The sequence below is a fragment of the Mycobacterium appelbergii genome (assembly GCF_032883035.1).
Taxonomy (GTDB): domain Bacteria; phylum Actinomycetota; class Actinomycetes; order Mycobacteriales; family Mycobacteriaceae; genus Mycobacterium; species Mycobacterium appelbergii.
The window spans coordinates 36,576-58,514 of the sequence record NZ_JAMQTH010000004.1; the positions used below are offsets into that span (position 1 = coordinate 36,576).

The window sequence follows — 21,939 nt, forward strand, 5'->3', positions numbered from 1 at the left end:
GCAAGGGTGCCGCGATGCACACCTCTGGCCACGATGACTGCATCCATATAAAATGACTGCACTGACTGCAACACGAGGTGATGACTCATGGCAACTTTGACAGTACGCAACGTGTCCGATGAGGTCCATCGCGCTCTTCGCGTGCGCGCAGCGCGTCACGGCCGCAGTACCGAGGCCGAAGTGCGCGCCATCTTGGAGGAGGCCGTCAAGCCCGAGGGACGCGTCAAACTCGGATCTCTGCTTGCGGACATCGGCCACCAAGCCAAACTCACCGATGAAGATTTCGCGGTCTTCGATCAGCGCGATCAAGCTCCGGCCCGACCCATCGACTTCGAATGATCGTCGTCGACACCAACGTCATATCGGAGCCTCTACGTAAGGCCCCGGACACACGCGTCATCGAATGGATCGATGCGCAGCCGCTTGAAATCCTCTACCTGTCGGCTATCACCGTCGCCGAACTGCGCTTCGGTGCGGCCTCGTTACCAGTCGGCAAACGTCATGACCGACTTCGCCACAGCTTGGAAACCGAAGTGCTTCCCCTGTTCACCGGCCGCGTACTCGCATTCGATCTGCCGGCCTCGCGGAGTTACGCCGACCTGATGTCCAAAGCCCGTAAAGCCGGATTGTCTGTCGCTACCGCCGACGGTTATATCGCCGCGACGGCGGCCGCCAACGGAATGACGGTAGCCAGCCGCGATACGGCCGCGTTCGAAGCGACCGGCGTCGCCGTCATCAATCCCTGGCACCGCACCTAGTCATAGATGACTGCCAACCCTTGCCTGCGAAGGTCCGCCAACCCGTCCCGCATGGCTTGCAGTTGTTCGGGTGAATGCCCCACCCAGTCGGTGATCTCCCCGACGATTCTCACCGGCTCCCGGGTCCGGTAGGACCGGGTCGGATTCCCAGGCAGCTTCTTGTCGGTCACGTTCGGGTCGTCTTCCAACTCACCTTCGGGTTCGACGATGTAGATCCGGCCCCGGCCCTCTCCGACCGCGAACTCCGCTCCCCACACCGCGGCATCTAATGTCTGCGTCACGTAGACGTGGTTCATGATGCGTCCCGCTTCGTAATTCGACTCGCGTCCGGGCACCAGGCGATCCCCCACCGCCAGGTCGGCCTTGGTGCCGTGCAGGAACGCACCGGACTCGTGCACTTCAAACGGTGTCGGCGTACTCGCCACAAACTCTCCCCCATCTCTTCACGGTCGGACGATTGTGCAGCACGCACAGGGCCTTGCCGCAAACGTCGGCTCATTGCGGACATTCGTCGTCAGCGCGGCGTCCGACAGCGGTGCCGCCGGACGTGCAAGCTGCACCGTGCCGACAGTTGTCGGGCTCGCCGCGTCCAGCCGGCGGATCTTCGCCGGATAATACTGATGCAGAACTTTCTGCTGCACCTCAGCGTGACTAAGCACCTCAAGTATGCGGCGAAGCAGCTGCGCCCGGGATTCCGCGTTACTCAGCAGCCTTCAGTTGTCGCTGACAATGATCCCTAGTGCGGTGCCCATCTCTGATGGTCCGCCTCTCGCAGTTCGATAGGCCCTCGCTGCATCGCCGGGACCTCCAAACACCAGGACCTGAGGCAGCCCTCGACATTCTCGTGACGAGCGACTAATAGCCCAGCGGTAATCTGGAGCGAACACTGCTATTGAGGGGGAGCAATGGCGGAGTCCTCGAGAGTTGATCCCACACACCTGTTCATGTCGGCCGATCACCTCGACATGCGCGAGGCGGAACATACCGAAGCCCACCGCGTGGCAAACGCCGACATTGAGGCGGCAACATCTGGTTGGATCGGAACCTCCGCGACTGGTCTACAGGATTTGCACCCGACCCGTTCGTCACCCACACGACGAAATTGGACGACCCTTTTGACGGGTCGTTCCCCAAGGTGAGCGAAGGCCGCTGATGATCAAATTCGTCAAACCCAGCGTGCGACGGGCTCTCGTGTGCGCCGCGATAGTGATGGTGTTCGTGTGCGTGGTCGTGGGGATCGCTATGTCCACCGCGATGATCGTCGGCAGTAGTGACCCCACCCCCGTCCCAACGGGGGAATACGTTCGTCTTTTCATCGTGAACATCACCATGTGGGGCCCCATCATGGTGATTACCGCCTGGTTTATTTCGGTCCCCGTCATCGTGGCACTCGCCATCCTCGTGGCATGCATCCAGGTCGTTGACCGGCCGAACGAGGAGGAGGACGCCGAAGCCGAAACGGAAGTGCCGCGGAGGCAGGCAACGCATGACGATCGTGGCGATCAGGCCAGGTGACTGCCATAGCCGATGCTGGGCAACGACAGTATATGTCGACTTGTTTGCCGGGTAACGGTTTTCGGTTCCGCATCCGTTCGCACTAGGGATTAGTCCAAACACCCACACACCGGCTCGTCGGCATCACACCCGCTCCCAATCCCCCTAACGCTCAGCCAATTCCAGCGATCCGCTGATAACACCCCCATGCCGTGGATACGCTCCGAAGAGTCCTGACCGCCCGTCGAGAGGACTCCATGGCCGGGCTCGCGCAAGCGCTTGTCGCTGGGATTCTCATCGGCGGTCTCTATGTCGCGATCAGCATCGGCTTCTCGATGTCCTTCGGTGTCCTCGATGTCGTCGACCTCGCCGTCGGGATGTGGGTGGTCATCGGCGCGTATGCGGCCGTCGTGGCCAGCGAGGCGCTGAAGGTCGACGCGTTCGCCCTGCTCCCGGCGGTGTTCGTGGTGTTCGGGGTCGTCGGCTGGCTCATCGCGCCGCTGATCTATCGGGTCCGGACCAGTAGATACGCCCTGCCGGCACTGATGGGGCTGGCGTTCACCTTCGGGCTCGCCACCCTGATCCGCGGCGGCCTGCTCACGGCGTTCGGCTACAACCCGCGCACCGTGCACACCGACCTGTTCCCCGGCAACGTCGAACTGCTGGGCATCACCGCCCCCACGATCCGGGTGGCCGGCTTCGCCTTCGCCGTGATCGCCACCGGCCTGTTCCTGGCGTTCCTGTTCTACACCCGCACCGGCCTCGCGATCCGGGCCACCGCGCAGAGCAAAGAGAACGCCGGGCTGATGGGCATCGACGTCAAGCGGATCAGCAGCCTGGTGTACGCCATCTACACCGGCCTGACCGCGATGGCCGGCGCGCTGCTCGGCGCCATCTACGCGATGACGCCGGAAGTCGGCCTGCGCTACACGCTGTTCGCGTTCTTCGTGGTGGTGCTGGCCGGGCTCGGCTCGGTGGTCGGGGTGCTGGCCGCCGGGCTGTTCCTCGGCATCTTGCAGTCGGTGGTCACCACCTATGTCGGAGCCAACTACACCCTGCTGGTGGTCTTCGCGGTGTTGTTCCTGGCGCTGTTGCTGTTCCCGCAGGGCATCTCGCGGCGGGGACTCGCATGAGGGGCAGGCCCGCGTCCGGGGGCAATCCGTTCCTCAATCTCGGGGTGCTCGTCCTCGTCGTCGCCGTCATGTGCCTGCTGCCGATGATGACCTCGCCGTACTACATCCGGGTCGCCACTGGCGTCGCGTTGTGGGCCGGAATCGCCCTGTCCTGGAACGTGATCTGCGGGTACGCCGGCTACATCAGCTTCGGCCACGTCGCCTTCTTCGGCATCGGCGCCTACACCACAGCGATTCTGATGCAGCCCCAGCACGATTGGAACTTCTGGGCGACCCTTCCGGTCGCGGCCGTTATCGCCGGCGGCGTTGCGGCCCTGGTCGGCTGGCCCGCGCTGCGACTCAAAGGCGCCTACTTCGCCATCGCGACCTGGGCGCTGGCCGAGGCGGTCCGCGAGCTCACTACCATCCTCGACTTCACCGGCGGCTCGGGAGGTCTCAGCACACCCATCCGCGCCGACGACAACTTCTTCTTCTACACCATGCTCGGCGCCGCGGCGATCGCCTATGCGATGTGCTATCTGCTGCTGGAACGGTCCCGGTTCGGTTTCCGGGTGAAGGCGGTGCGCGACAACGAAATCGCCGCCCGCGCGCAGGGCATCAACTCCACCCTGGTCAAGATCGAGGCCTTCGTGCTGAGCGCGATGATCCCGGCCGTGCTGGGCGGCATCAACGCCTACTGGATCACGTTCATCAACCCGCAGAGCGTGCTGAACACCCTGATCACCGACCAGCTGGTGGTGATGGTGCTTGTCGGCGGGCTTGGGCACGCGTGGGGTCCGGCGCTGGGCGCGACTGCGTTGTACCTGCTGCAGGAGCAGCTGCGCGTCAGCTACGGCGAGACCACCGCGTACATCATCGTCGTCGGCGCCCTGGTGATGGCGGTCGTGCTGTTCCTGCCCGACGGGCTGGTCAGCCTCGCGCGTCGGGCCAGACGAATGCGCCTGGTACGTCAGCTCCTTGGCCGTGCCCGCGACGACGTCGTGCCCCGGCGCACCGACGACGCTGCCGAGGAGGCCCGACAATGACGGTGCTGGCGGTTGACGGTCTGTTCCGCGCGTTCGGCGGTATCCGCGCCGTGGACGGGGTCACGTTCGACGTCGAGCAGGCCGAGATCGTCGGCATCATCGGCCCGAACGGCAGTGGGAAGAGCACCCTGTTCAACCTGCTCACCGGCACTCTCAAGCCCGACGCCGGCACCATCTCGCTGTTCGGGAAAAACATCACCCGGCTGGCTCCCCACAAGATCGCCCGCGCCGGCCTCGGGCGCACCTTTCAGATCCCGGCGCTGTTCGTGAACATGACGGTGCGGGAAAACCTCTGGACCGCCGCGGTGCAGTTCGACTGGGACAACGCCCGGGCCGACGCGGACGCGGTGCTGGAACGGCTCGAGCTCACCCATGTCGCCGAGGATCTCGCCAGCAGCTTGTCCGGCGGTCAGCAGCGGCTGCTCGAGATGGGCCGGGTGCTGATGCGCAAACCCAAGGTCGCGCTGCTCGACGAGGTGGCCGCCGGCGTGCACCCACGGCTGCGCCAGATCATGCTCGACGCCATCCGGACCCTGCGGGACGCGGGCACGACGTTCCTGGTCATCGAACACGACATGGAACTCGCGCAGGACATCTGCGACCGGATCATCGTGATGGACGCCGGAAAGATCGTGGCGCAGGGCAGCTTTGAGGAGATCTCTCACGATCCGCACGTGATGGAGGCGTATCTGGGGGTGCCGACGAGTGAGTGAGATTACCGTCGAAGACCTCGACGCCGGGTATGGCCGCGTGCAGATCCTGCACCAGGTGTCGATGACGGCCCGCACCGGCGAGGTCACCTGCATCTTCGGGCCGAACGGCTGCGGCAAGAGCACGCTGCTGAAGGCGATGGTCGGGATGATCGACCCGTGGGCGGGCCGCGTCGCGATCGACGACGACGACCTCACCCACCTGCCGTCGCACCGCACGCTCGGGCGGGGGATCGCGATGATGCCGCAGGGCGGCGGGGTGTTCCCCCACCTCTCGGTGCGCGACAACCTCCGCATCGGCGGCTACACGATCCGCTCCCGCAAGCAGCTGGACGAGCGGATCGAGGAGCTGCTGGCCGACTTTCCGCGACTGCGCGAGCGGTACGCCGTGCCGGCCGGTCAACTCTCCGGCGGCGAGCAGATGATCCTGTCGATCGCCCGGGCACTCATCTTGAACCCACGGTTCCTGCTGTTCGATGAGCCGTCAGCGGGCCTGTCCCCCAAGCTCGTCGGAGATGTCCTGGCCCGCGCGGCCGAGCTGTCCCGGCGCGGCGTGGGCGTGATCATGATCGAGCAGAACATCCGCGAGGCGATGCGGGTGGCCGACCGGATGTACGTCCTGGTGGCGGGACGGAACCGGTTCGACGGCACCCCCGCCGACGTCGCCGACGACCGCGAACTCATGCACCTCTATCTGGGGGGCCGCTGAACCGAGAGGAATGTTTATGTCCAACAACATCAACCGACGGCTCTTTCTCACCCGAGCCAGCATTCTCGCGGGTGGTGTGGTGGCGGGCCCGAGCCTGCTCGCCGCATGCGGCGGCGACACCGGCGGCGGCGGGACGACCGACACGTTCAAGGTCGGCGCCGTCCTCGAGCTCTCCGGTGAATCCGCGACCGGTGGGCAGATCGCCCAGCGCGGCTACCAGCTCTGGGCCGACACGGTGAACAAGGCCGGTGGGCTGGCCATCGGCGACAAGAAGTACAACGTCGACCTGGTGGTGCAGGACTGCAAGAGTGACCCCGCCACCGGCGCCGACGCGGCGTCCCGGCTGGTCACCGAGGACGGCGTGAACGCCATCTTCGGCGCGTACACCAGCGGCGTGCAGCTCGCGATGGACCCGATCTGCGCCAAATACAAGGTGCCGTGCATCGCCGGGTCGGCGGAGTCGCCCAACGTTTGGCGCAAGCAGCCCGCGTTCACCTACGGCGTCATCCCCGCCGTCGACCTGACGGCGGCCCGCTCCATCCAGTCGATCGTGGACACCGCCAATCCCAAGCCGGTCACCGCCGCGGTCGTCGGCGCCAACGAGCCGTTCTCCGACGACACTGCCCAGGGGTTCCGCTCGGGCGCCGAGGCCGCGAAGCTAAATGTGGTGCATTTCTCGCTGTTTCCGCCGAATGCCGACCTGGCACCGGTCGCCCAAGTGGTCGCGGCGCAACGGCCCGACATCGTCGCGGTCGGCGGCCACGACATCCTGCTGGTCGATTTCGTGAAGGCGATGGCCGCAACCGGCTACACCCCCAAGGCGATCATCGAGCACTACGGGATCACCGATGCGTCCTTCGCGAAAGCGCTTGGCCCCCAATCCGACGGCGTGCTGGGCATCTCGGTGTGGCTGCCGACCGCGAAGTTCACCGACGACCTGTTCGGCTCTGCCGCCGACTATGCGAAGGCCTTCCAGGATGCCTACGGCTCACCGCCGGACTACACCGCCGCCGGGTGCAGCGCTGCCGGGCGGGTGCTGCAGGCCGCGGTCGAGAAGCTGGGCGAGACACCGTCACTGTCCGAGGATGCCCGCACCAAGCTCAACGACCTGATCGCCGCCACCGACCTGCAAACCTTCTACGGGCCGATCAAGTTCGCAACCGAGGGCGACCACTTCCACAACAACACCGCACTCGACCCGATGCTGGTCCAGATCCAGGGCGGGCAGATCAAGGCGATCGCACCGCCAGACTCGGCCCAGGCACCGATCATCTACCCGCTGCCGCCGTTGACCTGAGTGCTGCCGGCTAGGCCGGTCCGCATCTCAGGAGCGCCACGACCAAGCCAAGGACAGCGGGCGCGAAGGCCATGGCTCCCATCATGTCGCCCTACTGAGATTCCCCAGACCCCGGCTCCACTGCCGCCATACCCGCCGGCAGGGGGCTAAGTCGTTGAACTGCTCGCGGGCGCAACCCAAAACCCAGAATTCGACAAGGGGACCCATGAAGACGCGGATCAGCCGGGGGATCATCGCCTTGCTCGCATGTATCGCGATCGCCGGTTGTGGCGTTGTCAAAAGCGACGACCCGCTGGAGTCCAAACTGTCCGAACTGAAGGCGAACGGACAGTCCGCGCCGCTGAGTGAACTGACCGACTTCAGCTGGGACGAGGTACACCTGTTCAACGAACACACCCGGCGCGAGGCAATCGAGAAGATCGTGGGATCCCCGGTCATCTCCGCCGGTACGCACCAATCAGGCAGCCTGCTGGTGTTCGAAGATCGCGGTGCCGTCGTCAAGACTGTCACGGTCGGTGGCGACTACCTGCGTGCCGACGGCTACACCTTCGGATCCGACGTGCTCATCGAGCCGTGGGGGAACGGTGCCATGCGTCTGACGCCCCCAGCCGCCGATTCCAAGCCCTGATTCGGCTCGGCCGCCGACTATGCGAAGGCCTTCCAGGATGCCTACGGGTCACCGCCGGACTCGGCCCAGGCACCGATCATCTACCCGCTGCCGCCGCTGACCTGAGTGCTGCGCTACATCCGGCTCACATCGACGACGGCGGCGGTGAATTCGGCGGGAGCTTCCTGCGGCACGTTGTGCCCGATGCCGTCGAGGACCCGGTGCTCGTAAGGACCGGTGTAGCTGTCCCGGTAGCCCGCACCATCTTTGGCGGCGCCGTCGAAATCGCTTCCGATGGTGATGGTCGGCACGGTGATCGCAGGTTTGTCGGCCAGGCGACGTTCGTGGGCATCGTAGCGAGCTTCCCCGGGCGCCAAGCTCAGCCGCCACCGGTAGTTGTGCAGCACGATGTCGGCGTGGTCGGGATTGTCGAAGGCCGCGGCGGACAGGTCGTAGGTGGAGTCATCGAAATGCCAAAGCGGCGAAGCGTTCTGCCAGATGAGCCGGTTGAACTCCTTGGTGTTCTGCCGATAGCCGAGTTCGCCTCGCGGCGTGGCGAAGTAGTACTGATACCACCAGCCCTGTTCGGCCTTCGGCGGCAACGGTTGGGCGTTGGCGGCCAGGTTGACGACGATGTATCCGCTCACCGCGACCAAGCCGGAAACCCGCTGGGGCCACAGCGCCGCCACGACATTGGCCGTGCGGCCGCCCCAGTCGAATCCGCCGAGAATGGCACTGGGAATCTTCAGTGCGTCCATCAGATCGATCACGTCGTGGGCCAGGGCGGCCTGCTGCCCGTTGCGGGTGGTGTCGCCGGACAGGAAGCGGGTGGGGCCGAACCCGCGGGTGAACGGCACGATCACCCGGAAGCCCTGCTCGGCAAGGTCGGCCGTGACGTCGGCATAACTGTTGATGTCGTACGGCCAGCCGTGCAGCAGGATCACGGGCTGGCCGTCTCCCGGGCCGGCTTCGACGTAGCCCGTGCTGAGCGGCCCGGTGTCGATCTGTTTGACCGGTCCCAGCGTGTGCCGGGGAGCCGCGGGCGCGGCGGTTTTCGCCGCCGCATCCTCCGGCTTCGGCGCGCACGCGGCCAGTGTCAGCGCTCCGGCGGCCGCCGTGGTGATGCGGGCGAAATTCCTTCGGGAGATGCCGTTCACAGTCGCGGTTCCATTCTGAGGAGGTCGGCGGCGTATCGCATGACGCAATCAGACCCCAGAAACGGTCATCTCGTCCAACGATTCCTTTTCATAGCCGTCATCATCGAGATTGATGATTGTGGCGAGCGCGGGTCTGGGTGCGGATGCCTCTGGAAAAGTGGTACCGCCGGCGGTACCACTTTTCGCGGCGATGTGTCGCCGCCTTTTTCTCTCAGCGCGGGAGTTGGTCGAGCCAGTTCGACGCCCCGTCGACTGGCTGGCCATCGATCACGACGAGCGGGACAGAAGGCTTGGGAAACCGGTGCAGGGCGGTGTAGTTGTTGGACGCGACGGCACGCGCGTCGTAGCCGATCGGGAGGCCGAACCTGATGAGATCCTGGGCCGTCTGCGGTGCGCCCACGTGGTGTGCGAGTCCGGCCAGCTGATCGTTGCTGAGATCGGTGGGTCCATGCTCTTTCGGCTGTTGCTCGGCCGAGAAGATCCGCTGGACGAAGCGCCACGTGATGTCGCTTGACTGGGACATACCGGCCACCGCGTAGGTGGCGTAGATCGCCCGATTGTCGTACGAGCCGCTGGCCGAGTATTTGTCCAGGAAGTCCACGAACCGAAGGTTGACGTGCAGCTTGCCGGCCTCGATGCGCTGACCGATCTCCCCGCCCTTGGACTGGATCATTTTCCCGCTGAACGGGCACAGGGGGTCCACGTAGAGATCGATCTGCCCGGGCGCGGCCGGGTCGCCGATCGAGATGGCATCCCCCGCCGGCGCGGCGACGTCCGCTTGGGCCACCCCGGCGATCGGTCCGCACATCAACAGCGCCACGACCAGCGCAAGGACCGCCCCGAGGGCACGTATCGGCCGGTTCACCCTTGTTCCGTCCATGACTCCATCATGTCGTGTCGCCCGAGGGAAGTGATTAGGGCGGTCTCATCCACAACCGCCGGGTCAGCCCCAAACTGGTCAGAGTTGGTCCAGGAGCCGATCGATACGCCGGTTCAACCGCGCGAAATGAGACCCCGGCCAATAAATCTGGCCGCAGCCTGTGCAGCGGCTGAATTCGTCGTAATGGCGACGGGTCAACGGCTCCAGGCGGTGCAAGACCTCGTCCTTCGTCACCGTCGACAGCCTGCCGTTGCATCGCACGCAGCGGGTGAACGGTGCGATCCGTCGCCGCAGATCCAGCCGTCGCAGCACCTCCAGCGCCTGAGCCTCCGCCTGCTGGGAGTGCACGAACAGGCCGTGCGTGATCGCACGACGCTTCAACAGGCCACGATCGCGGGTGAGCAGGATCCGCTGCTCGTCCAGGCTGATGGCGGCCAACGTCGTGTCGTCGGCGTCACTCGACCACCACACGTCGAACCCGAGCACGCGAAACAGCCGGGCCAGCCGGCCGAGGTTGACGTCGACCACGAACCGCGGATCACGCAGCGGCACCGGCCGCAGCCGGGCCATCGGCGCGACGTCGAGCGCCTCGAACATCGGATACACCGCGATCCGGTCGTCAATTGCAGGCCGATGTTCGAAGCCCACCGGCTCCCCATTCACCAGGATCAGGTCGATCTCGGTGTGCGGAATGCCCATCGCCTCGAGGACGTCCTTGACCGTCTGATGGCTCTGGCAGGGCCGCCGCACGGTCCGGCCGCGCGACTCGGGGCCGAGGAAGTCATTGAGCTCGGCATATGCCCGGACGCTCACGCAGCCAGCCATACCGCCATGGTCGCGCGCCGGTTCGCAGGCCGCAACGGTGTCGCGGCCCGTGACCACCTGGGCAATCCCCGACAACCGGCCTACCGTGAGCCCATGACAGAACCGTCACCCGCGGTCACCGTGGCTCATCCGCCGCACTTGATGCTGCGGACCGTCAACCCGATCCTGCGGTTCCTGCTGCGCACCCCGATCCCGGGCTCCGCGCGCAAGCACTTCATGGTGGTGACGGTCCCCGGCCGAAAGACCGGACGGCAGTACGCGATTCCCTTGACCGCGCACCGCATCGACAACAACCTCTATGCCATGACCGACGCGGTGTGGAAACACAACTTCCGCGGCGGCGCCACCGCCGAGGTCCTCCACGACGGGCAGACGACGACCATGCGCGGCGAGCTCATCGAAGACCCCGCTGCGGTCGCCGATCTGTTCCGCCGCTGCGCCGAGTCCTACGGCGCCAGATCCGCACAGCGGTTGATGGGATTGAAATTCCGCGAGCAGCGGATACCGACGCTCGCGGAATTCACCGAGGCGGTCGGCCGAGAGCATCTCGCCGCCATCCGGTTGACACCCGCAACCCCCTCTTAGGGACACTCCTCCGAATCGATCCGCACCACCCCGAAGTCGATATCGGTGGTGGCCGTGAAACTCGCACAGCCAACTTGTCGGTGCCGGGTTGTACGTTCGCCTGTTCGCCTGGCATGGGTGCCCGGCGCAGGACAAGAAGGAACGATCACGATGAGCACTCCCTATCAACACCCCGGAGATCCCAGTCAACCTGGCCCGCAGGGGTTTCCCGGCCAGTATCCTCCGCCGCCACCACCCGCCAAGAAGAAGCGCAAGTGGCCGGCGATCATCGGCGGTGTGGTCGCATTCGTGGTCGCGGTGTCGGTCTTTTCCGACGGGGACAAAAAGGAGGACGCCAACTTCTCGGATACCGCCGCGGTCGCCGCGAAGGCTCCCGCCGCGCAGGCTCCCGCCGAAGCCCCGACCGAACCCGCAACCACCGCGACGATGAACACCCCGGTGCGGGACGGAAAGTTCGAGTTCGTGGTGACGTCGGTGCAGCCCGGACTGGCCGAGGTCGGTGACAACCCGTTCCTGAACCAGAAGGCGCAGGGCCAGTTTGTCATCGTCACGCTGAGCGTCGAGAACATCGGCGATCAGGCGCAGGGGTTCAGCCCGTCGAATCAGAAGTTGTTCGACGCCCAGGGCCGCAGTTTCGAGAGCGACGCCGGAGCGCAGATCGCGTTGGGCGACTCCGACATTCCCGTGTGGGACGACATCAATCCCGGCAATGCGGTCGACGTGTCACTGGTCTACGACATGCCGGTCGCCGCGGTTCCGGCCAGCATCGAATTGCATGACTCGATGTTCTCCGGCGGGGTCACGGTGAATCTGACGCCGTAGGCGCGTACGTGCAGGCAGCCCCGTGGTGCGGCGGTCCGAGTCCTCGTCGACCTGGTCAGCGCCGCACCCCGGGGTGCAGACCGTCGGCGGACCAGATGCCGGCCACCCGAGGATTGCCGGTCGAAATTCCAGCGACGCCCGCGGTCTGCGCGCGGGTGACGAAAGCCTGGACGCGGAAAGCGAATACGACGCTCGCACCGGCGGCCGGGATGGGCCCGTCGGCGTGCAGTTGGCCGTAGTAATCAATAGCCGACGGTGGCGGCACCGTGGCAGGTACGTGGCGTAGCCCGTCCGGGTCGGTGCCGACCATGGCGTGCAGTTGGTAATCGGGGAAGACCGGATCGATGTACATTCCCCCGCCGAAGCAGTAGGCGCGCCCGCCGTAGGAATGGCTGACCTCGGTCAGGTAGCACACCGCCGGCACCTCCGGCAGGTCGCTGCGCACCGCGTGCAGCGGCGTGGTCCCCGTCAACGCGTGGCCGGGCTCGACCTGCGTGACACCGGCCGCGGCGAGCTGCGCCAGGGCCACCGCTGACGTGGTTCCGGGTCCGTTGATCTGAATCTTCCGCCCGCGTCCAGCTAGCACTGCGGCTGCCTGTTCGAGTGTGCGCAGGTTGTGGGTGTCGCGCAGCGTGCCGCTTTGGGCGTCGAACAGCAGGGCTGGAAATGTCGTGATACCAGCGAACTCAGCGCCCGGCAACGCGTCGAGCCGGTCGGCGACCCGCAGGATGTCGGCGGCGTCGAAGCCGCCCTCGTGTCCGGGATAGAACTCGTCGCCGGGCGCGTAGATCCGGGCAAGCAGTGCCTGTCGGCGATCCCGTCGTGCCGCGGCTGCGCCGGCCTCTGCGGCCTTGTGCTCGGAGAAGACGGTCCAGTGCGCCGGACGCATGTCTGCAACGTTGTCGGCGTCAGCGCCGGCGATCTGAACCAGATGGCCGACGTGACCGAGCTCCATTCCGGCGGCCGTCGTGGCACGCGCACAGTCAACGTCGACCGCGACCGCGGCGGTGATCCCGCCGGCGACGATCGCCGCGCAGGCGTCAGGGTTGCGGCCGAGCTGTTTGGTCATCGCGTACACGGTCAGGCGATGCTTTGCAGCCTCGTCGGCAATCGCGGCCGCATTGGCAGTGATCGCATCAAGGTCGAGAACAAAGGTGTTGGGCGGGAGTTCGCCTGTCTGATGCAGCTGCACTGCAGCGGCGAGCAGGCCAGGGTTGCGACGGCGCAGCGGGTCGAGGAACATGACGGAGCCTTCGGGACAGGACCGGGTGGTCAGTGGGTCAGGGTCACTTTGCGCAGCCCCGCGGGCTGGTCGGGGTCCACGCCGGTCACCATCGACCAGTGGTATGCCAACTGCTGACCACGCACAGTCGCCAGGATGCACTCACCGGCGTGACCGAGCGCGGGCCAAGTGATGGAACTCGCGTGGCCCGCGCCGATCAGGATCGACCAGGCCCGACGGCCGCGCAGTTCATCGACGAGCGCTCGGGTGTCGTCGTCGGCGGCACCCGAGGATCCGGCGAACAGCACCGCGGCGGCGGTCGGTCCGCAGACTGCGATCGGGCCGTGCCGGAAGTCCGCTGAGGAGAAGCCGTGCGCCATCACCCCGACGGTTTCCTGCAGTTTCAGCGCGGTCTCCATCGCCGCGGGATAGCACCATTTACGCCCCACCACAGCGACGCGGTCGTAGGCCGCCAACTCAGCTGCGGTGGAGCGCACCGCATCCTCGTCGGCCAGCAGATGTCCGATGATGTCCGGGATCTCGGCCAGTTCGTCCGCGCCCGCTGCATAGCCGGGTTCGGCAAGCGCACCGGCCAGCAGCAAGCAGGCCAGCATCTGTGCGGTTACCGTCTTGGTGGCAGGTACGGCACGCTCGGGCCCTGCGCCCACGTCGATATGCACGTCGGCTGAACCCGCGAGTGCGGATGACGGGTCGTTGGTGATCGCGACGACCACGGCTCCGCTGCGCCGGAAATGTTCGGCCGCGGTGATGATCTCAGGGGTTCTACCCGACTGTGACAACGCGACGACCAGCCATCCCTCAAACCGGTGCGCCGGTGCGCCTGCGATGACACTGGGCGCAATCAGGCAGGTCGGCAGGCCCGTTCCCGCTTCCACCGCATACCTGCCGAGCAGGGCGGCACGATCCGATGAGCCGCGGGCGAGGAACGCCACGCCTTTGAAATCCGTTGGTACTTTGTTGAGTTCGCGTGACACCTGATTGCCGCGCGCGACCAGCCCGGCCAATACGCCAGGTTGTTCGGCGATCTCGCGTTTCATGAAGTCGCCAGGCATGGCGCCGGCTCCTTTCGCTCGGAAGTGGATGGTCTGAAGCGACTAGACCCGATCGGGCACGTCAGTTGCTGCCGGCGCCGTCTCGGCTGGTGCGTCGAAGACCCGGCCCATGGCGGCCACTCGGCCGGGATACCTGCGGTGCAGGTACACCAGATACGCGGCACCGAGGAACATCCACACCGGGATGAAGAACACGGCCAGATTGTTCGGATAGTCGGGCAATGGGTGCAGCTGACCGTAGATCGGCAACAGCATGACAACTGCACTGAGGACAGGGATGACACCGTGGCGCAGCACGGAGAACTCGTCGCGATGCTTGCGCAGATAGAACGGGATGACTGCGATGCTGACGGCGATATAGATGAGCACCATCGACAGCCCGAGCAGAGTGCCGCAGAACCCCCACACTCCGAAAGGCCCGTACCCGACGCCGATGAGGAGCACGAAGCCCAGCGCGAACGCCAGGTACGCGGCCAGTGCGATCTGCGGTACGCCGTTGCGACTGGTGCGGCCGAACGCGGCAGGCAGGATCGACTCCCGGCCCATCGAGAACAGAATGCGCACCGCGGAGTTCGAACCGGCGATACCGTTGGCCGCCGCGCTCGCGATGATGGTCAGCGTGAGCAAAGCGGTTCCGCCCCAGAACTTCTGAGCAAGTGTGGCCCACGGGTCCGTATCGGAGGCGAAGTCGCTGACACCGTCGATCCCGAAGCCGGTGGACGATCCATACGCGGCGAAGACGTAGAAGACACCGATCACCATGACCGCGGTAAAGAGAGCGGCGGGAATGGTGCGCCTCGACCCCTTGGCTTCCTCACCAAGTGTGGCGGCCGCCTCGAAACCGATGAACATCAAGATTCCCCAAAGCATTCCGGTGCCAAGACCGCCGATGCCGTGCAGCGACTCCGCGGGGTTGAAATTTTGCAGGCTCAACCCGTTCGCGCCACCCTTTGCGAGGATGGTGCAGGTGAGGGCGACGATGACGCCGACCTCAATCGCCAGGAACACGAATGCCACTCGGACCGACTCGGTGATGCCCGCGGCAAGCACTGCCCAGATGAACAGTGTGAAGACCGCGGAAAGCAACTGCCACGGCAGGTTGATGTGAAGCACTGATTCCAAGAACGTCGAGGCGAAGCCGCCGAAAGCGGCGATGATCATCGGGCCCACCATGCCGTAGGCGGTGAGCATTGCCCACCCCGACAGGAAGCCGGCGTGTGGGCCGAAGGCGTGGCTGTTGTAGGTGTAGGCGAAGCCGGCCGACGGCAGCTTCTTCGCGAATGCGGCGATGTTACTTGCGACCAACAGGCAAGCGATCAGTGCGAAAAGAATCGACACCGGCAGCGCGAAGCCCGCTCCTCCGGCGGCGGCCGGAGTGTTGTACGCGACGCTGATGGCCGGGCCCATGAAGGCCATACACATGAAAACGGCACTCAGCACACCCACCGAGTTGGCCTTGAGCGAATGGGATGGTGCCCGAGTCGTAGTGGTCATGAGCGGACCTCGATTCGTAGGGACAGAGGACCGGGCACGGCGAACGCAGCGCAACCGGCTCTTCTCGACATAGTAAAGAGTATTTACTCAACACTCTTTATTTGTCAACGACGCGCTGAACAGCCTCTAGAATTGCTAGGACTCTTTAGGAAGGATCCTGGTGGCGCGCAATCGCAACTCTGGACCGGCGCTGGCACCGTCGATAATGCGGCAGATGAATCAGCGCGTGCTGCTCGAGCGCTTGTTCTCCGACTCCTCCGCGACGCGTCCGGGCCTGGCGCAATCCACCGGGCTCTCACTGCCGACTGTCATTGCAGCGCTCAACGACCTGGAAGCGGTCGGCCTCGTGCGCCAGTCCGGCCTCAGCGAGGTGGCGCACGGCAGGCCCGCCGCCACCTATGAGCCGAACCCTGATGCCGGTGCAGTGGTCGGTGTCGACATCGGCCACGAGTGGCTGCGGCTGATCGTGACCGACCTGACCGGTGGACGTCTTGCAGCGACCGACATCCGCAACTCGGCCACGACCGCACTGGGTCTGGTCGACCTCACGGGCTCGGCCGTGGAGTCGATCAAGTCCGAAGCCGGCATCGCCGCAGGCGCGTTGGTACACACAGTCATTGGATCACCGGGTGTGTACGACGCCACCCGGCAGCGGATAAATTACGCGGCCAACCTGCCGGGATGGCAACGGCTCGGCATCGCAGAAGCGCTCAGTGCGCAGCTCGGGTCGGAGCTGACCATCGACAACGACGCAAACCTCGCGGCGATCGGCGAGCACTCCTACGGCGCCGTCCGCGACATCGACAACTTCGTCTACATCACGATCGGCACCGGCGTCGGGATCGGACTGTTCCTCAACGGATCTCTGTATCGCGGTGCCCGCGGCGCCGCGGGCGAAGCCGGATATCTGCCGTTGGGTCAGACGCTCGTGCCGGCGCCTGCAGACCGACCCCCCCGCGGCATGTTGGAGGAGGCGATCGCCGCCGACGCTGTCGTCGCGCAGGCACGCCATCTCGGTATGTCGGAGCCCCTCACCGCAGAGTCGGTGTTCAACGCGGCCAGAAATGGCGATTCGATCGCCCTGAAAGTCGTTGAGCGCGAGGCTGAACAACTGGCACAGCTGGTCGCGTCCGTCCTCGCCCTGTTCGATCCCGCGGTGGTTGTTTTCGGAGGCGGTATCGGCCAGAATTTTGATCTGATGGAATCGACGATCACGACCGCGCTGCGCGCGATCTCACCGATGACCGCACCGTTGACGCGTGGCGCCCTCGGGCAGCAGGCGATCGTTATGGGCGCCGTCGCCAGCGGCCTGGAGATCGCCCGACGCCACGCGTTCGACGTCCGTACGGCGCGCCAACCCGCCGCAGGCGAATAGCTACCCTCGGTCTCTGCGCTCAGGGTGCGGCCGTCGACGCCCGAGGAGACTCAGGTTCCTGCACCTGCCGCAGGCCACGCACACTGACCCTGGCACCGCGGTGCGGTACCAGGGTCACGTGCTTGACGCGTTGCCGTTCGTCGGCGGCGGTGGTGGTGAAAAATTCGACACGGCGCAGGATTTCGCGCAGCACCACCCGCATCTCAACCATCGCGAAGGTGGCGCCGAGGCAGCGTCGGTTGCCGCCGCCGAACGGGAACCAGGTTGTCGGCGAATGGGTCACGCCCAGCATCCGGTCGGGGTCGAACCGGTCGGGATCGGAGTACACGGAATCGCTGGCGTGCACGAGCCCGATGCCGGGCGTCACCATCACCCCGGCGGGCAGGCGGTAACCGGCCAGCTCGACCGGCTCGGTGAGGATGCGGCCGACATCGAACACCACCGGCCGGATCCGGAGGGTCTCCTTGGCTACCGCGTCGAGGTACTCGTCGTCGTCCTGCGCGGCGCGCACCGCCTTGTCGAGGGTCGCCGGGTGCCGAGTCAACCGCTCCAGCGCCCACGAGAGCCCGGTGGCCGTGGTCTCGTGACCGGCGACGAGAAGCGTCATCAACTGATCGCGCAGTTCGCGGTCGGTCATGGCGCGGCCGTCGTCATGGGCGGCGCGCACCAGCATCGCGAGCACATCGGTGCGGGTGGCCAACTGCGGGTCAGCACGACGGTCGGCGATCTCGGCGTACAGCAGCCGGTCGGCCTCCCCGATGTTGCGCCGCAGGGCCCGCCACGGACGTCGACGCTGCAGCCCGGGAGAGGCGACCGCTACCGATTCCCACGCACCCACGCTGAGCAGCTGCGGCATCACCGTGCGCAGCGCGGCCAGCCGGGCCGGATCGGACGCACCGATCACCGTCCGCAGGATCACCTCGAGGGTGATCTCGGCCATCTTCGGTGCCACGGCGAACGGGGTGCCCACGGGCCAGCCCGCGATGTTCGCCGCGGCGATCTCGGCCATGATCTCGCTCTGCCGGGCCACCGCGTCGCGGTGGAACGGCGGCAGCATCAGCCGTCGCCGATCCCGGTGCACCTCTTCATCGACCACAAGCACCGAGCTGTCGCCGAGCAGGCCACTGAGCATCGAATTCGCTTCGCCGGCATGGAAAACTCTCGGGTCACCGGCGAACACCACTTTGATGTCGGCGGGATCGGCCAGATACACCAGGGTGCCCAGCGTTGCGACCCGCAGCGTGAAGATGTCGCCGTAGCGGCGTCGGCAGGCAGACACGAACCGCGGCCAGTACCTCAGCATCAATGCGGCCTGCACGGCCCGGGGAAGTCGAGGCCCCGGCGGCAGCATCGCCGGCGTGGAAGCGCTCACACCACCAGCCTACGAGCCTCATCGGCCGAACAACACCAAAGAGCCCGGACGCCGTTTCGGCGTCAGGGCTTCGCGGCCGGCTTACTTGGCGTGGTTGCGCTGGTGATGGTGATGCTCGGCGGTGCCGGGCTTGGGGAAGTTGTGCTGGTGGGGGAAGGCGTCGTGGTGCGTGGCGGTCGGGCCGGTGTGGGTTGCGGCGGGTTCGGCCTGAGCGTTGGCGGCACCCAGGAAGATCAGGACGGGGGCGGCGGCGAGGGTGAAACCGGCGGCGGCGCGGCGGGCGATGGTGGTCATGTCGACTCCTTTGTCGGATAAGGCTTTTCGGTTCTTCATCCGGTGTGTTCCGGTGTTGAGATAAGAATGCCGCCGAACGCTGCCGCCAACCATCGACCGACCGGCCCCCGCACCGGGTGAACCCGGTGTCCCCCGATCGGTGGAACGACAAATTGGCGCCCGCCGGGCCGCCCGACCCGATCTAGGATCAGCACAGGAAGAAGGGCTGATGAGCGACACCAAGGCTTCGCCCGCGAAGCGGCGCACAGCGGCCGCCCTGGCACTAGCCGGCCTCGTCGCGCTCACCGGCTGCCAGACCGAAACCCGGCAGGACGACGGCCCGCAGGTCGACGTGCTGGGCAGCATGCTGGCCAGTGAATCCGAGCTCAACACCATGCTGGGCACCGATTCCCTGCGCCCCAAGACCGCGCTACGCGTCCCCGCGAAGGTCGACGGGGATGAACAGGCGTCCCGTCCGGAATGTGTGGTCGTCATCGGCAACGCCATGGACTGGCTCTACCGCGACAGCGATTACCACCAGTTCCGCGAAACACTGTTCACCGATGACACCGGTGACCTGGAGGTCGACCAGGCCGTCACGACCTTCGACAACCCGGCCGCGGCGCGCTCCGTCGTCACCCGCACGGTCGCGGTGTGGCGTCAATGCGCCAACGACACCCTGACCATCAGCGAAGCAGGCAATGACACCCCGGACGTGTTCCTCCTGGCGGCACCCGATGTGCTCGACGGCGTCGACGTGACGCACAACGACTCACCGGTCTACCCCGGATACGGCAGCCGACGCGCGATCCTGGCCGTCGACAACATGGTGGTCGACGTGCGGATCACCGGGCAGGACATCAGCGACGGCACAGCGGTGCAACTGGCCAAGACCATCGCCGGCCGCAACGCGCTCTGACGCGGCCACCCCGCGAACTATTCCACCCGGTGCGCCCGGCGGAACCGGTCCAGATAGGCCGGCCAGTCCCACGCGGTCAGGAATTCGGCAGCGGCCGCATATCCCTTGTCGTACAACGCTTCGGCCTCTGCGCGGGTGATGCCGAAGTCGAGCACCCCGACATCGGTCGAATCCACCTGGATCGCACGGGCTTTCACCCAGGGCAGGCTGAGGTGGGCCTGATCGTGGCCGACCAGCATGGTGCTGATCAGGCTTTCCAGCAGTGTAGTTTTGAACCAGTTCAGCGGTCCCAGCCCCGGAATGAGCTGATCGACCGTCGGGGCGGGCAGGTACGGCACCACGGTCACCCCGAATGTCGGCCACCGCGGCTCGCCGCCGTCGGGACGGTCGAAGGAGTCGATCGGAAAGTTCGACAGCACCCCGCCGTCGACCAGGGTGCAGGGTTGGCCCGTCGCGGTCCGCAACGTCACCGGCTGGTACAGAAACGGAATCGCCATCGAGGCGCGCACCGCGTCGGCCACGCATTGTTCGTCCGGGTCCAGCCCGTACACCCGCTGGTAGTCCCACGGCAGCCGTACCAGCTGCCCGGTCGTCAGATCGGCCACCGTGACCACCAGGCGGTAGCGCCGCTCCGGCAGCAGATTGTCGTCGTCGATGGCCAGGTCACCGAACGTGCGCACGCCGAGGTTCTTCAGCTCACTGCGCATCCAGTCGTGGGCGAAGTCGCCGCGGTACACCCCGGTCTCGCGCATCAGTCCCCAGGCCGGGCCGAGCAGCGGGATCCGCTCGATCGGCCCGGCGTCACCGAATTTGCGGTACGGCACACTCAACACCAAATCCCGCAGCTGATCGCCCGTCAGGCGGCCGTCCTGCGACGCCGCGGCCACCACCGCGCCGACCAGCGAGCCCGCCGAGGTGCCCGACACCCGCTGTACGTCATAGCCCGCATCCTTGAGCGCGACGACCGCCCCCACCAAGCCGATACCCTTCACCCCGCCACCGGAAAGCACGAGGTCCGCGCGACGCGGCTGGTTCCGTTTCGCACTCATGGACCCAGCCTGACACGCGAGGCTGGGAATCAGGCGGGAGAACCGCCGACTCTTGTGCTGGATACGGCTTTTCGGTTCGCGCACCTCGGACGAAGACACCGGACTGCGCGGACCTTCGACGAAAGCGCTTCCCCGCACAGTTTTGGAGGAGTAATCTCCGGTCACGGCGTATGAAAAAAGCGGTACGCCGGGTCCACTATCGAATCCGAGTCTCAATGGGGCGGATAGTGACAGATACTTCACGAGAACTGAAGACCGCGACCACCTTCATCGGCGCCCGCCCCGGCGAGCGACACGGATCGACGGCAGACGAAGTCCGGTCCCACTACGACCTGTCGAACGAATTCTTCCAACTCTGGCAGGATCCCACCCAGACCTACAGCTGCGCCTACTTCGAGCGCGACGACATGACGCTGGAGCAGGCCCAGATGGCGAAAGTCGATCTGGCGCTGGGCAAGCTCGGCCTGCAACCCGGGATGACGTTGCTGGATATCGGCTGCGGTTGGGGCTCCACGATCATGCGGGCGGTGGAGAAACACGACGTCAATGTCATCGGACTGACGCTGTCGCACAACCAACTCGAGCACATCGAACGGCGGTTCGCCGAATCCGAGAGCCCACGCAGCAAAGAGGTTCGGCTGCAGCCGTGGGAAGATTTCGACGAACCCGTGGACCGCATCGTGTCGATCGGTGCGTTCGAACACTTCGGCTTCGAGAAGTACCCCGACTACTTCAAGAAGACCTTTGAGCTGCTGCCGGATGACGGCGTGATGCTGTTGCACACCATCGTCTCCACCAGCAAGGAGGAAGTGGCCGAACTCGGGCTGCCGACGACGATGTCGCTGCTGCGGTTCTTCCGGTTCATCGTCACCGAGATTTACCCGGGTGGCCGGATACCGCTGATCGCGATGGTTGAAGATAACGCCACCGAGGCCGGCTTCACGGTCACCCGCAAACAGCGGCTGCGTCCGCACTATGCGCGCACCCTGGACACCTGGGCCGCCAATCTGAAAGCCCACAAGGACGAGGCCATCGCGATCACCTCCGACGTGGTCTACGAGCGGTACCTGAAGTACCTGACCGGTTGTGCGGACCTGTTCCGCGATGGCTACACCGACGTATGCCAGTTCACCTGCGAGAAGACGTAGCTCAGCCGAGAA

24 protein-coding genes are annotated in these 21,939 nt (G+C 65.8%); 14 read left to right on the forward strand and 10 right to left on the reverse strand.

The window, feature by feature from the left end:
* The first annotated feature begins 87 nt into the window (after window positions 1–87).
* Together M1247_RS10260 and M1247_RS10265 are read left to right on the forward strand one after the other, a co-directional pair.
* Window positions 88–339: a FitA-like ribbon-helix-helix domain-containing protein gene (locus M1247_RS10260; protein WP_317156212.1), complete on the forward strand. Its 252-nt coding sequence runs from the start codon at window positions 88–90 to the stop codon at window positions 337–339.
* On the forward strand, window positions 336–758 hold the full coding sequence (locus M1247_RS10265) for a type II toxin-antitoxin system VapC family toxin (protein ID WP_317156213.1): 423 nt from the start codon (window positions 336–338) through the stop codon (window positions 756–758). Before M1247_RS10260 ends, M1247_RS10265 begins: the two co-directional genes overlap by 4 nt.
* Here M1247_RS10265 and arr read toward each other — a convergent pair.
* Window positions 755–1,183 (reverse strand): NAD(+)--rifampin ADP-ribosyltransferase, encoded by a 429-nt coding sequence (gene arr, locus M1247_RS10270; protein WP_317156214.1) that lies wholly within the window; start codon window positions 1,181–1,183, stop codon window positions 755–757. The genes M1247_RS10265 and arr overlap by 4 nt on opposite strands.
* A 727-nt stretch (window positions 1,184–1,910) precedes the next feature.
* Here arr and M1247_RS10275 point away from each other — a divergent pair.
* From M1247_RS10275 to M1247_RS10305, 7 genes are all read left to right on the forward strand, one after another.
* Complete coding sequence (locus tag M1247_RS10275) at window positions 1,911–2,273, forward strand: hypothetical protein (protein WP_317156215.1); 363 nt, start codon at window positions 1,911–1,913, stop codon at window positions 2,271–2,273.
* A gap of 236 nt (window positions 2,274–2,509) precedes the next feature.
* Window positions 2,510–3,385, forward strand: a complete 876-nt coding sequence (locus M1247_RS10280) for a branched-chain amino acid ABC transporter permease (protein ID WP_317156216.1) — start codon at window positions 2,510–2,512, stop codon at window positions 3,383–3,385.
* Complete coding sequence (locus tag M1247_RS10285) at window positions 3,382–4,410, forward strand: branched-chain amino acid ABC transporter permease (RefSeq protein WP_317156217.1); 1,029 nt, start codon at window positions 3,382–3,384, stop codon at window positions 4,408–4,410. Before M1247_RS10280 ends, M1247_RS10285 begins: the two co-directional genes overlap by 4 nt.
* Window positions 4,407–5,123, forward strand: a complete 717-nt coding sequence (locus M1247_RS10290; protein ID WP_317156218.1) for an ABC transporter ATP-binding protein — start codon at window positions 4,407–4,409, stop codon at window positions 5,121–5,123. Before M1247_RS10285 ends, M1247_RS10290 begins: the two co-directional genes overlap by 4 nt.
* The gene (locus M1247_RS10295; RefSeq protein WP_317156219.1) at window positions 5,116–5,829 is read left to right on the forward strand and encodes an ABC transporter ATP-binding protein; all 714 of its coding nucleotides are present in this window, start codon (window positions 5,116–5,118) and stop codon (window positions 5,827–5,829) included. The genes M1247_RS10290 and M1247_RS10295 overlap by 8 nt, the downstream gene beginning before the upstream one ends.
* Window positions 5,830–5,845: 16 nt before the next feature.
* A complete protein-coding gene (locus M1247_RS10300) occupies window positions 5,846–7,126 on the forward strand; it encodes an amino acid ABC transporter substrate-binding protein (RefSeq protein ID WP_317156220.1) in 1,281 nt (426 codons plus the stop codon).
* A gap of 205 nt (window positions 7,127–7,331) precedes the next feature.
* A complete protein-coding gene (locus M1247_RS10305) occupies window positions 7,332–7,754 on the forward strand; it encodes a hypothetical protein (RefSeq protein ID WP_317156221.1) in 423 nt (140 codons plus the stop codon).
* A gap of 113 nt (window positions 7,755–7,867) precedes the next feature.
* Here the strand turns inward: M1247_RS10305 and M1247_RS10310 are convergent, their stop codons facing one another.
* The 3 genes from M1247_RS10310 to M1247_RS10320 form a co-directional block, all read right to left on the reverse strand.
* Entirely contained in the window at window positions 7,868–8,890 is a 1,023-nt protein-coding gene (locus M1247_RS10310; RefSeq protein WP_317156222.1) for an alpha/beta fold hydrolase, read from the reverse strand.
* Window positions 8,891–9,101: 211 nt separating this feature from the next.
* The gene (locus M1247_RS10315; protein ID WP_317156223.1) at window positions 9,102–9,770 is read right to left on the reverse strand and encodes a thioredoxin domain-containing protein; all 669 of its coding nucleotides are present in this window, start codon (window positions 9,768–9,770) and stop codon (window positions 9,102–9,104) included.
* A gap of 78 nt (window positions 9,771–9,848) precedes the next feature.
* On the reverse strand, window positions 9,849–10,595 hold the full coding sequence (locus M1247_RS10320) for a Mut7-C RNAse domain-containing protein (RefSeq protein WP_317156617.1): 747 nt from the start codon (window positions 10,593–10,595) through the stop codon (window positions 9,849–9,851).
* Between the two features lie 93 nt (window positions 10,596–10,688).
* Between M1247_RS10320 and M1247_RS10325 the strand changes: the two genes are divergently transcribed.
* On the forward strand, window positions 10,689–11,180 hold the full coding sequence (locus tag M1247_RS10325) for a hypothetical protein (protein WP_317156224.1): 492 nt from the start codon (window positions 10,689–10,691) through the stop codon (window positions 11,178–11,180).
* Window positions 11,181–11,330: 150 nt separating this feature from the next.
* A complete protein-coding gene (locus tag M1247_RS10330) occupies window positions 11,331–12,002 on the forward strand; it encodes a DUF4352 domain-containing protein (protein ID WP_317156225.1) in 672 nt (223 codons plus the stop codon).
* Between the two features lie 55 nt (window positions 12,003–12,057).
* On the opposite strand, the gene M1247_RS10335 is transcribed toward M1247_RS10330, so the two are convergent.
* From M1247_RS10335 to M1247_RS10345, 3 genes are read right to left on the reverse strand one after another with little or no spacing between them, the layout of a single operon-like run.
* Window positions 12,058–13,245, reverse strand: coding sequence for an alanine racemase (locus M1247_RS10335; protein ID WP_317156226.1), 1,188 nt, complete (start codon window positions 13,243–13,245; stop codon window positions 12,058–12,060).
* A gap of 29 nt (window positions 13,246–13,274) precedes the next feature.
* Complete coding sequence (locus M1247_RS10340) at window positions 13,275–14,297, reverse strand: SIS domain-containing protein (RefSeq protein WP_317156227.1); 1,023 nt, start codon at window positions 14,295–14,297, stop codon at window positions 13,275–13,277.
* 42 nt (window positions 14,298–14,339) lie between these two features.
* Complete coding sequence (locus tag M1247_RS10345) at window positions 14,340–15,791, reverse strand: APC family permease (protein ID WP_317156228.1); 1,452 nt, start codon at window positions 15,789–15,791, stop codon at window positions 14,340–14,342.
* Between the two features lie 214 nt (window positions 15,792–16,005).
* On the opposite strand from M1247_RS10345, the gene M1247_RS10350 reads away from it, so the two are divergent.
* Window positions 16,006–17,166, forward strand: coding sequence for an ROK family protein (locus M1247_RS10350; protein ID WP_317156229.1), 1,161 nt, complete (start codon window positions 16,006–16,008; stop codon window positions 17,164–17,166).
* A gap of 19 nt (window positions 17,167–17,185) precedes the next feature.
* On the opposite strand, the gene M1247_RS10355 is transcribed toward M1247_RS10350, so the two are convergent.
* On the reverse strand, window positions 17,186–18,538 hold the full coding sequence (locus M1247_RS10355) for a cytochrome P450 (RefSeq protein ID WP_317156230.1): 1,353 nt from the start codon (window positions 18,536–18,538) through the stop codon (window positions 17,186–17,188).
* 81 nt (window positions 18,539–18,619) lie between these two features.
* Window positions 18,620–18,832, reverse strand: coding sequence for a hypothetical protein (locus tag M1247_RS10360; RefSeq protein ID WP_317156231.1), 213 nt, complete (start codon window positions 18,830–18,832; stop codon window positions 18,620–18,622).
* A gap of 208 nt (window positions 18,833–19,040) precedes the next feature.
* Between M1247_RS10360 and M1247_RS10365 the strand changes: the two genes are divergently transcribed.
* Window positions 19,041–19,730 (forward strand): sensor domain-containing protein, encoded by a 690-nt coding sequence (locus M1247_RS10365; protein ID WP_317156232.1) that lies wholly within the window; start codon window positions 19,041–19,043, stop codon window positions 19,728–19,730.
* A gap of 17 nt (window positions 19,731–19,747) precedes the next feature.
* Here the strand turns inward: M1247_RS10365 and M1247_RS10370 are convergent, their stop codons facing one another.
* Window positions 19,748–20,779, reverse strand: a complete 1,032-nt coding sequence (locus tag M1247_RS10370) for a patatin-like phospholipase family protein (protein ID WP_317156233.1) — start codon at window positions 20,777–20,779, stop codon at window positions 19,748–19,750.
* A gap of 227 nt (window positions 20,780–21,006) precedes the next feature.
* On the opposite strand from M1247_RS10370, the gene M1247_RS10375 reads away from it, so the two are divergent.
* Window positions 21,007–21,927, forward strand: coding sequence for a cyclopropane mycolic acid synthase family methyltransferase (locus tag M1247_RS10375; RefSeq protein WP_458695212.1), 921 nt, complete (start codon window positions 21,007–21,009; stop codon window positions 21,925–21,927).
* The last annotated feature ends 12 nt before the right edge of the window (window positions 21,928–21,939 follow it).

Bases quoted from the DNA above. Each gene is read 5' to 3' on its own strand.
- M1247_RS10345 (WP_317156228.1), bottom strand. From the start codon at position 15,791: ATGACCACTACGACTCGGGCACCATCCCATTCGCTCAAGGCCAACTCG.
- M1247_RS10365 (WP_317156232.1), top strand. From the start codon at position 19,041: ATGAGCGACACCAAGGCTTCGCCCGCGAAGCGGCGCACAGCGGCCGCC.
- M1247_RS10330 (WP_317156225.1), top strand. From the start codon at position 11,331: ATGAGCACTCCCTATCAACACCCCGGAGATCCCAGTCAACCTGGCCCG.
- M1247_RS10370 (WP_317156233.1), bottom strand. From the start codon at position 20,779: ATGAGTGCGAAACGGAACCAGCCGCGTCGCGCGGACCTCGTGCTTTCC.
- M1247_RS10335 (WP_317156226.1), bottom strand. From the start codon at position 13,245: ATGTTCCTCGACCCGCTGCGCCGTCGCAACCCTGGCCTGCTCGCCGCT.
- M1247_RS10325 (WP_317156224.1), top strand. From the start codon at position 10,689: ATGACAGAACCGTCACCCGCGGTCACCGTGGCTCATCCGCCGCACTTG.
- M1247_RS10360 (WP_317156231.1), bottom strand. From the start codon at position 18,832: ATGACCACCATCGCCCGCCGCGCCGCCGCCGGTTTCACCCTCGCCGCC.
- M1247_RS10305 (WP_317156221.1), top strand. From the start codon at position 7,332: ATGAAGACGCGGATCAGCCGGGGGATCATCGCCTTGCTCGCATGTATC.
- M1247_RS10290 (WP_317156218.1), top strand. From the start codon at position 4,407: ATGACGGTGCTGGCGGTTGACGGTCTGTTCCGCGCGTTCGGCGGTATC.
- M1247_RS10315 (WP_317156223.1), bottom strand. From the start codon at position 9,770: ATGGACGGAACAAGGGTGAACCGGCCGATACGTGCCCTCGGGGCGGTC.
- M1247_RS10275 (WP_317156215.1), top strand. From the start codon at position 1,911: ATGATCAAATTCGTCAAACCCAGCGTGCGACGGGCTCTCGTGTGCGCC.
- M1247_RS10265 (WP_317156213.1), top strand. From the start codon at position 336: ATGATCGTCGTCGACACCAACGTCATATCGGAGCCTCTACGTAAGGCC.
- M1247_RS10350 (WP_317156229.1), top strand. From the start codon at position 16,006: ATGAATCAGCGCGTGCTGCTCGAGCGCTTGTTCTCCGACTCCTCCGCG.
- M1247_RS10285 (WP_317156217.1), top strand. From the start codon at position 3,382: ATGAGGGGCAGGCCCGCGTCCGGGGGCAATCCGTTCCTCAATCTCGGG.
- M1247_RS10320 (WP_317156617.1), bottom strand. From the start codon at position 10,595: ATGGCTGGCTGCGTGAGCGTCCGGGCATATGCCGAGCTCAATGACTTC.
- M1247_RS10280 (WP_317156216.1), top strand. From the start codon at position 2,510: ATGGCCGGGCTCGCGCAAGCGCTTGTCGCTGGGATTCTCATCGGCGGT.
- M1247_RS10300 (WP_317156220.1), top strand. From the start codon at position 5,846: ATGTCCAACAACATCAACCGACGGCTCTTTCTCACCCGAGCCAGCATT.
- M1247_RS10340 (WP_317156227.1), bottom strand. From the start codon at position 14,297: ATGCCTGGCGACTTCATGAAACGCGAGATCGCCGAACAACCTGGCGTA.
- M1247_RS10260 (WP_317156212.1), top strand. From the start codon at position 88: ATGGCAACTTTGACAGTACGCAACGTGTCCGATGAGGTCCATCGCGCT.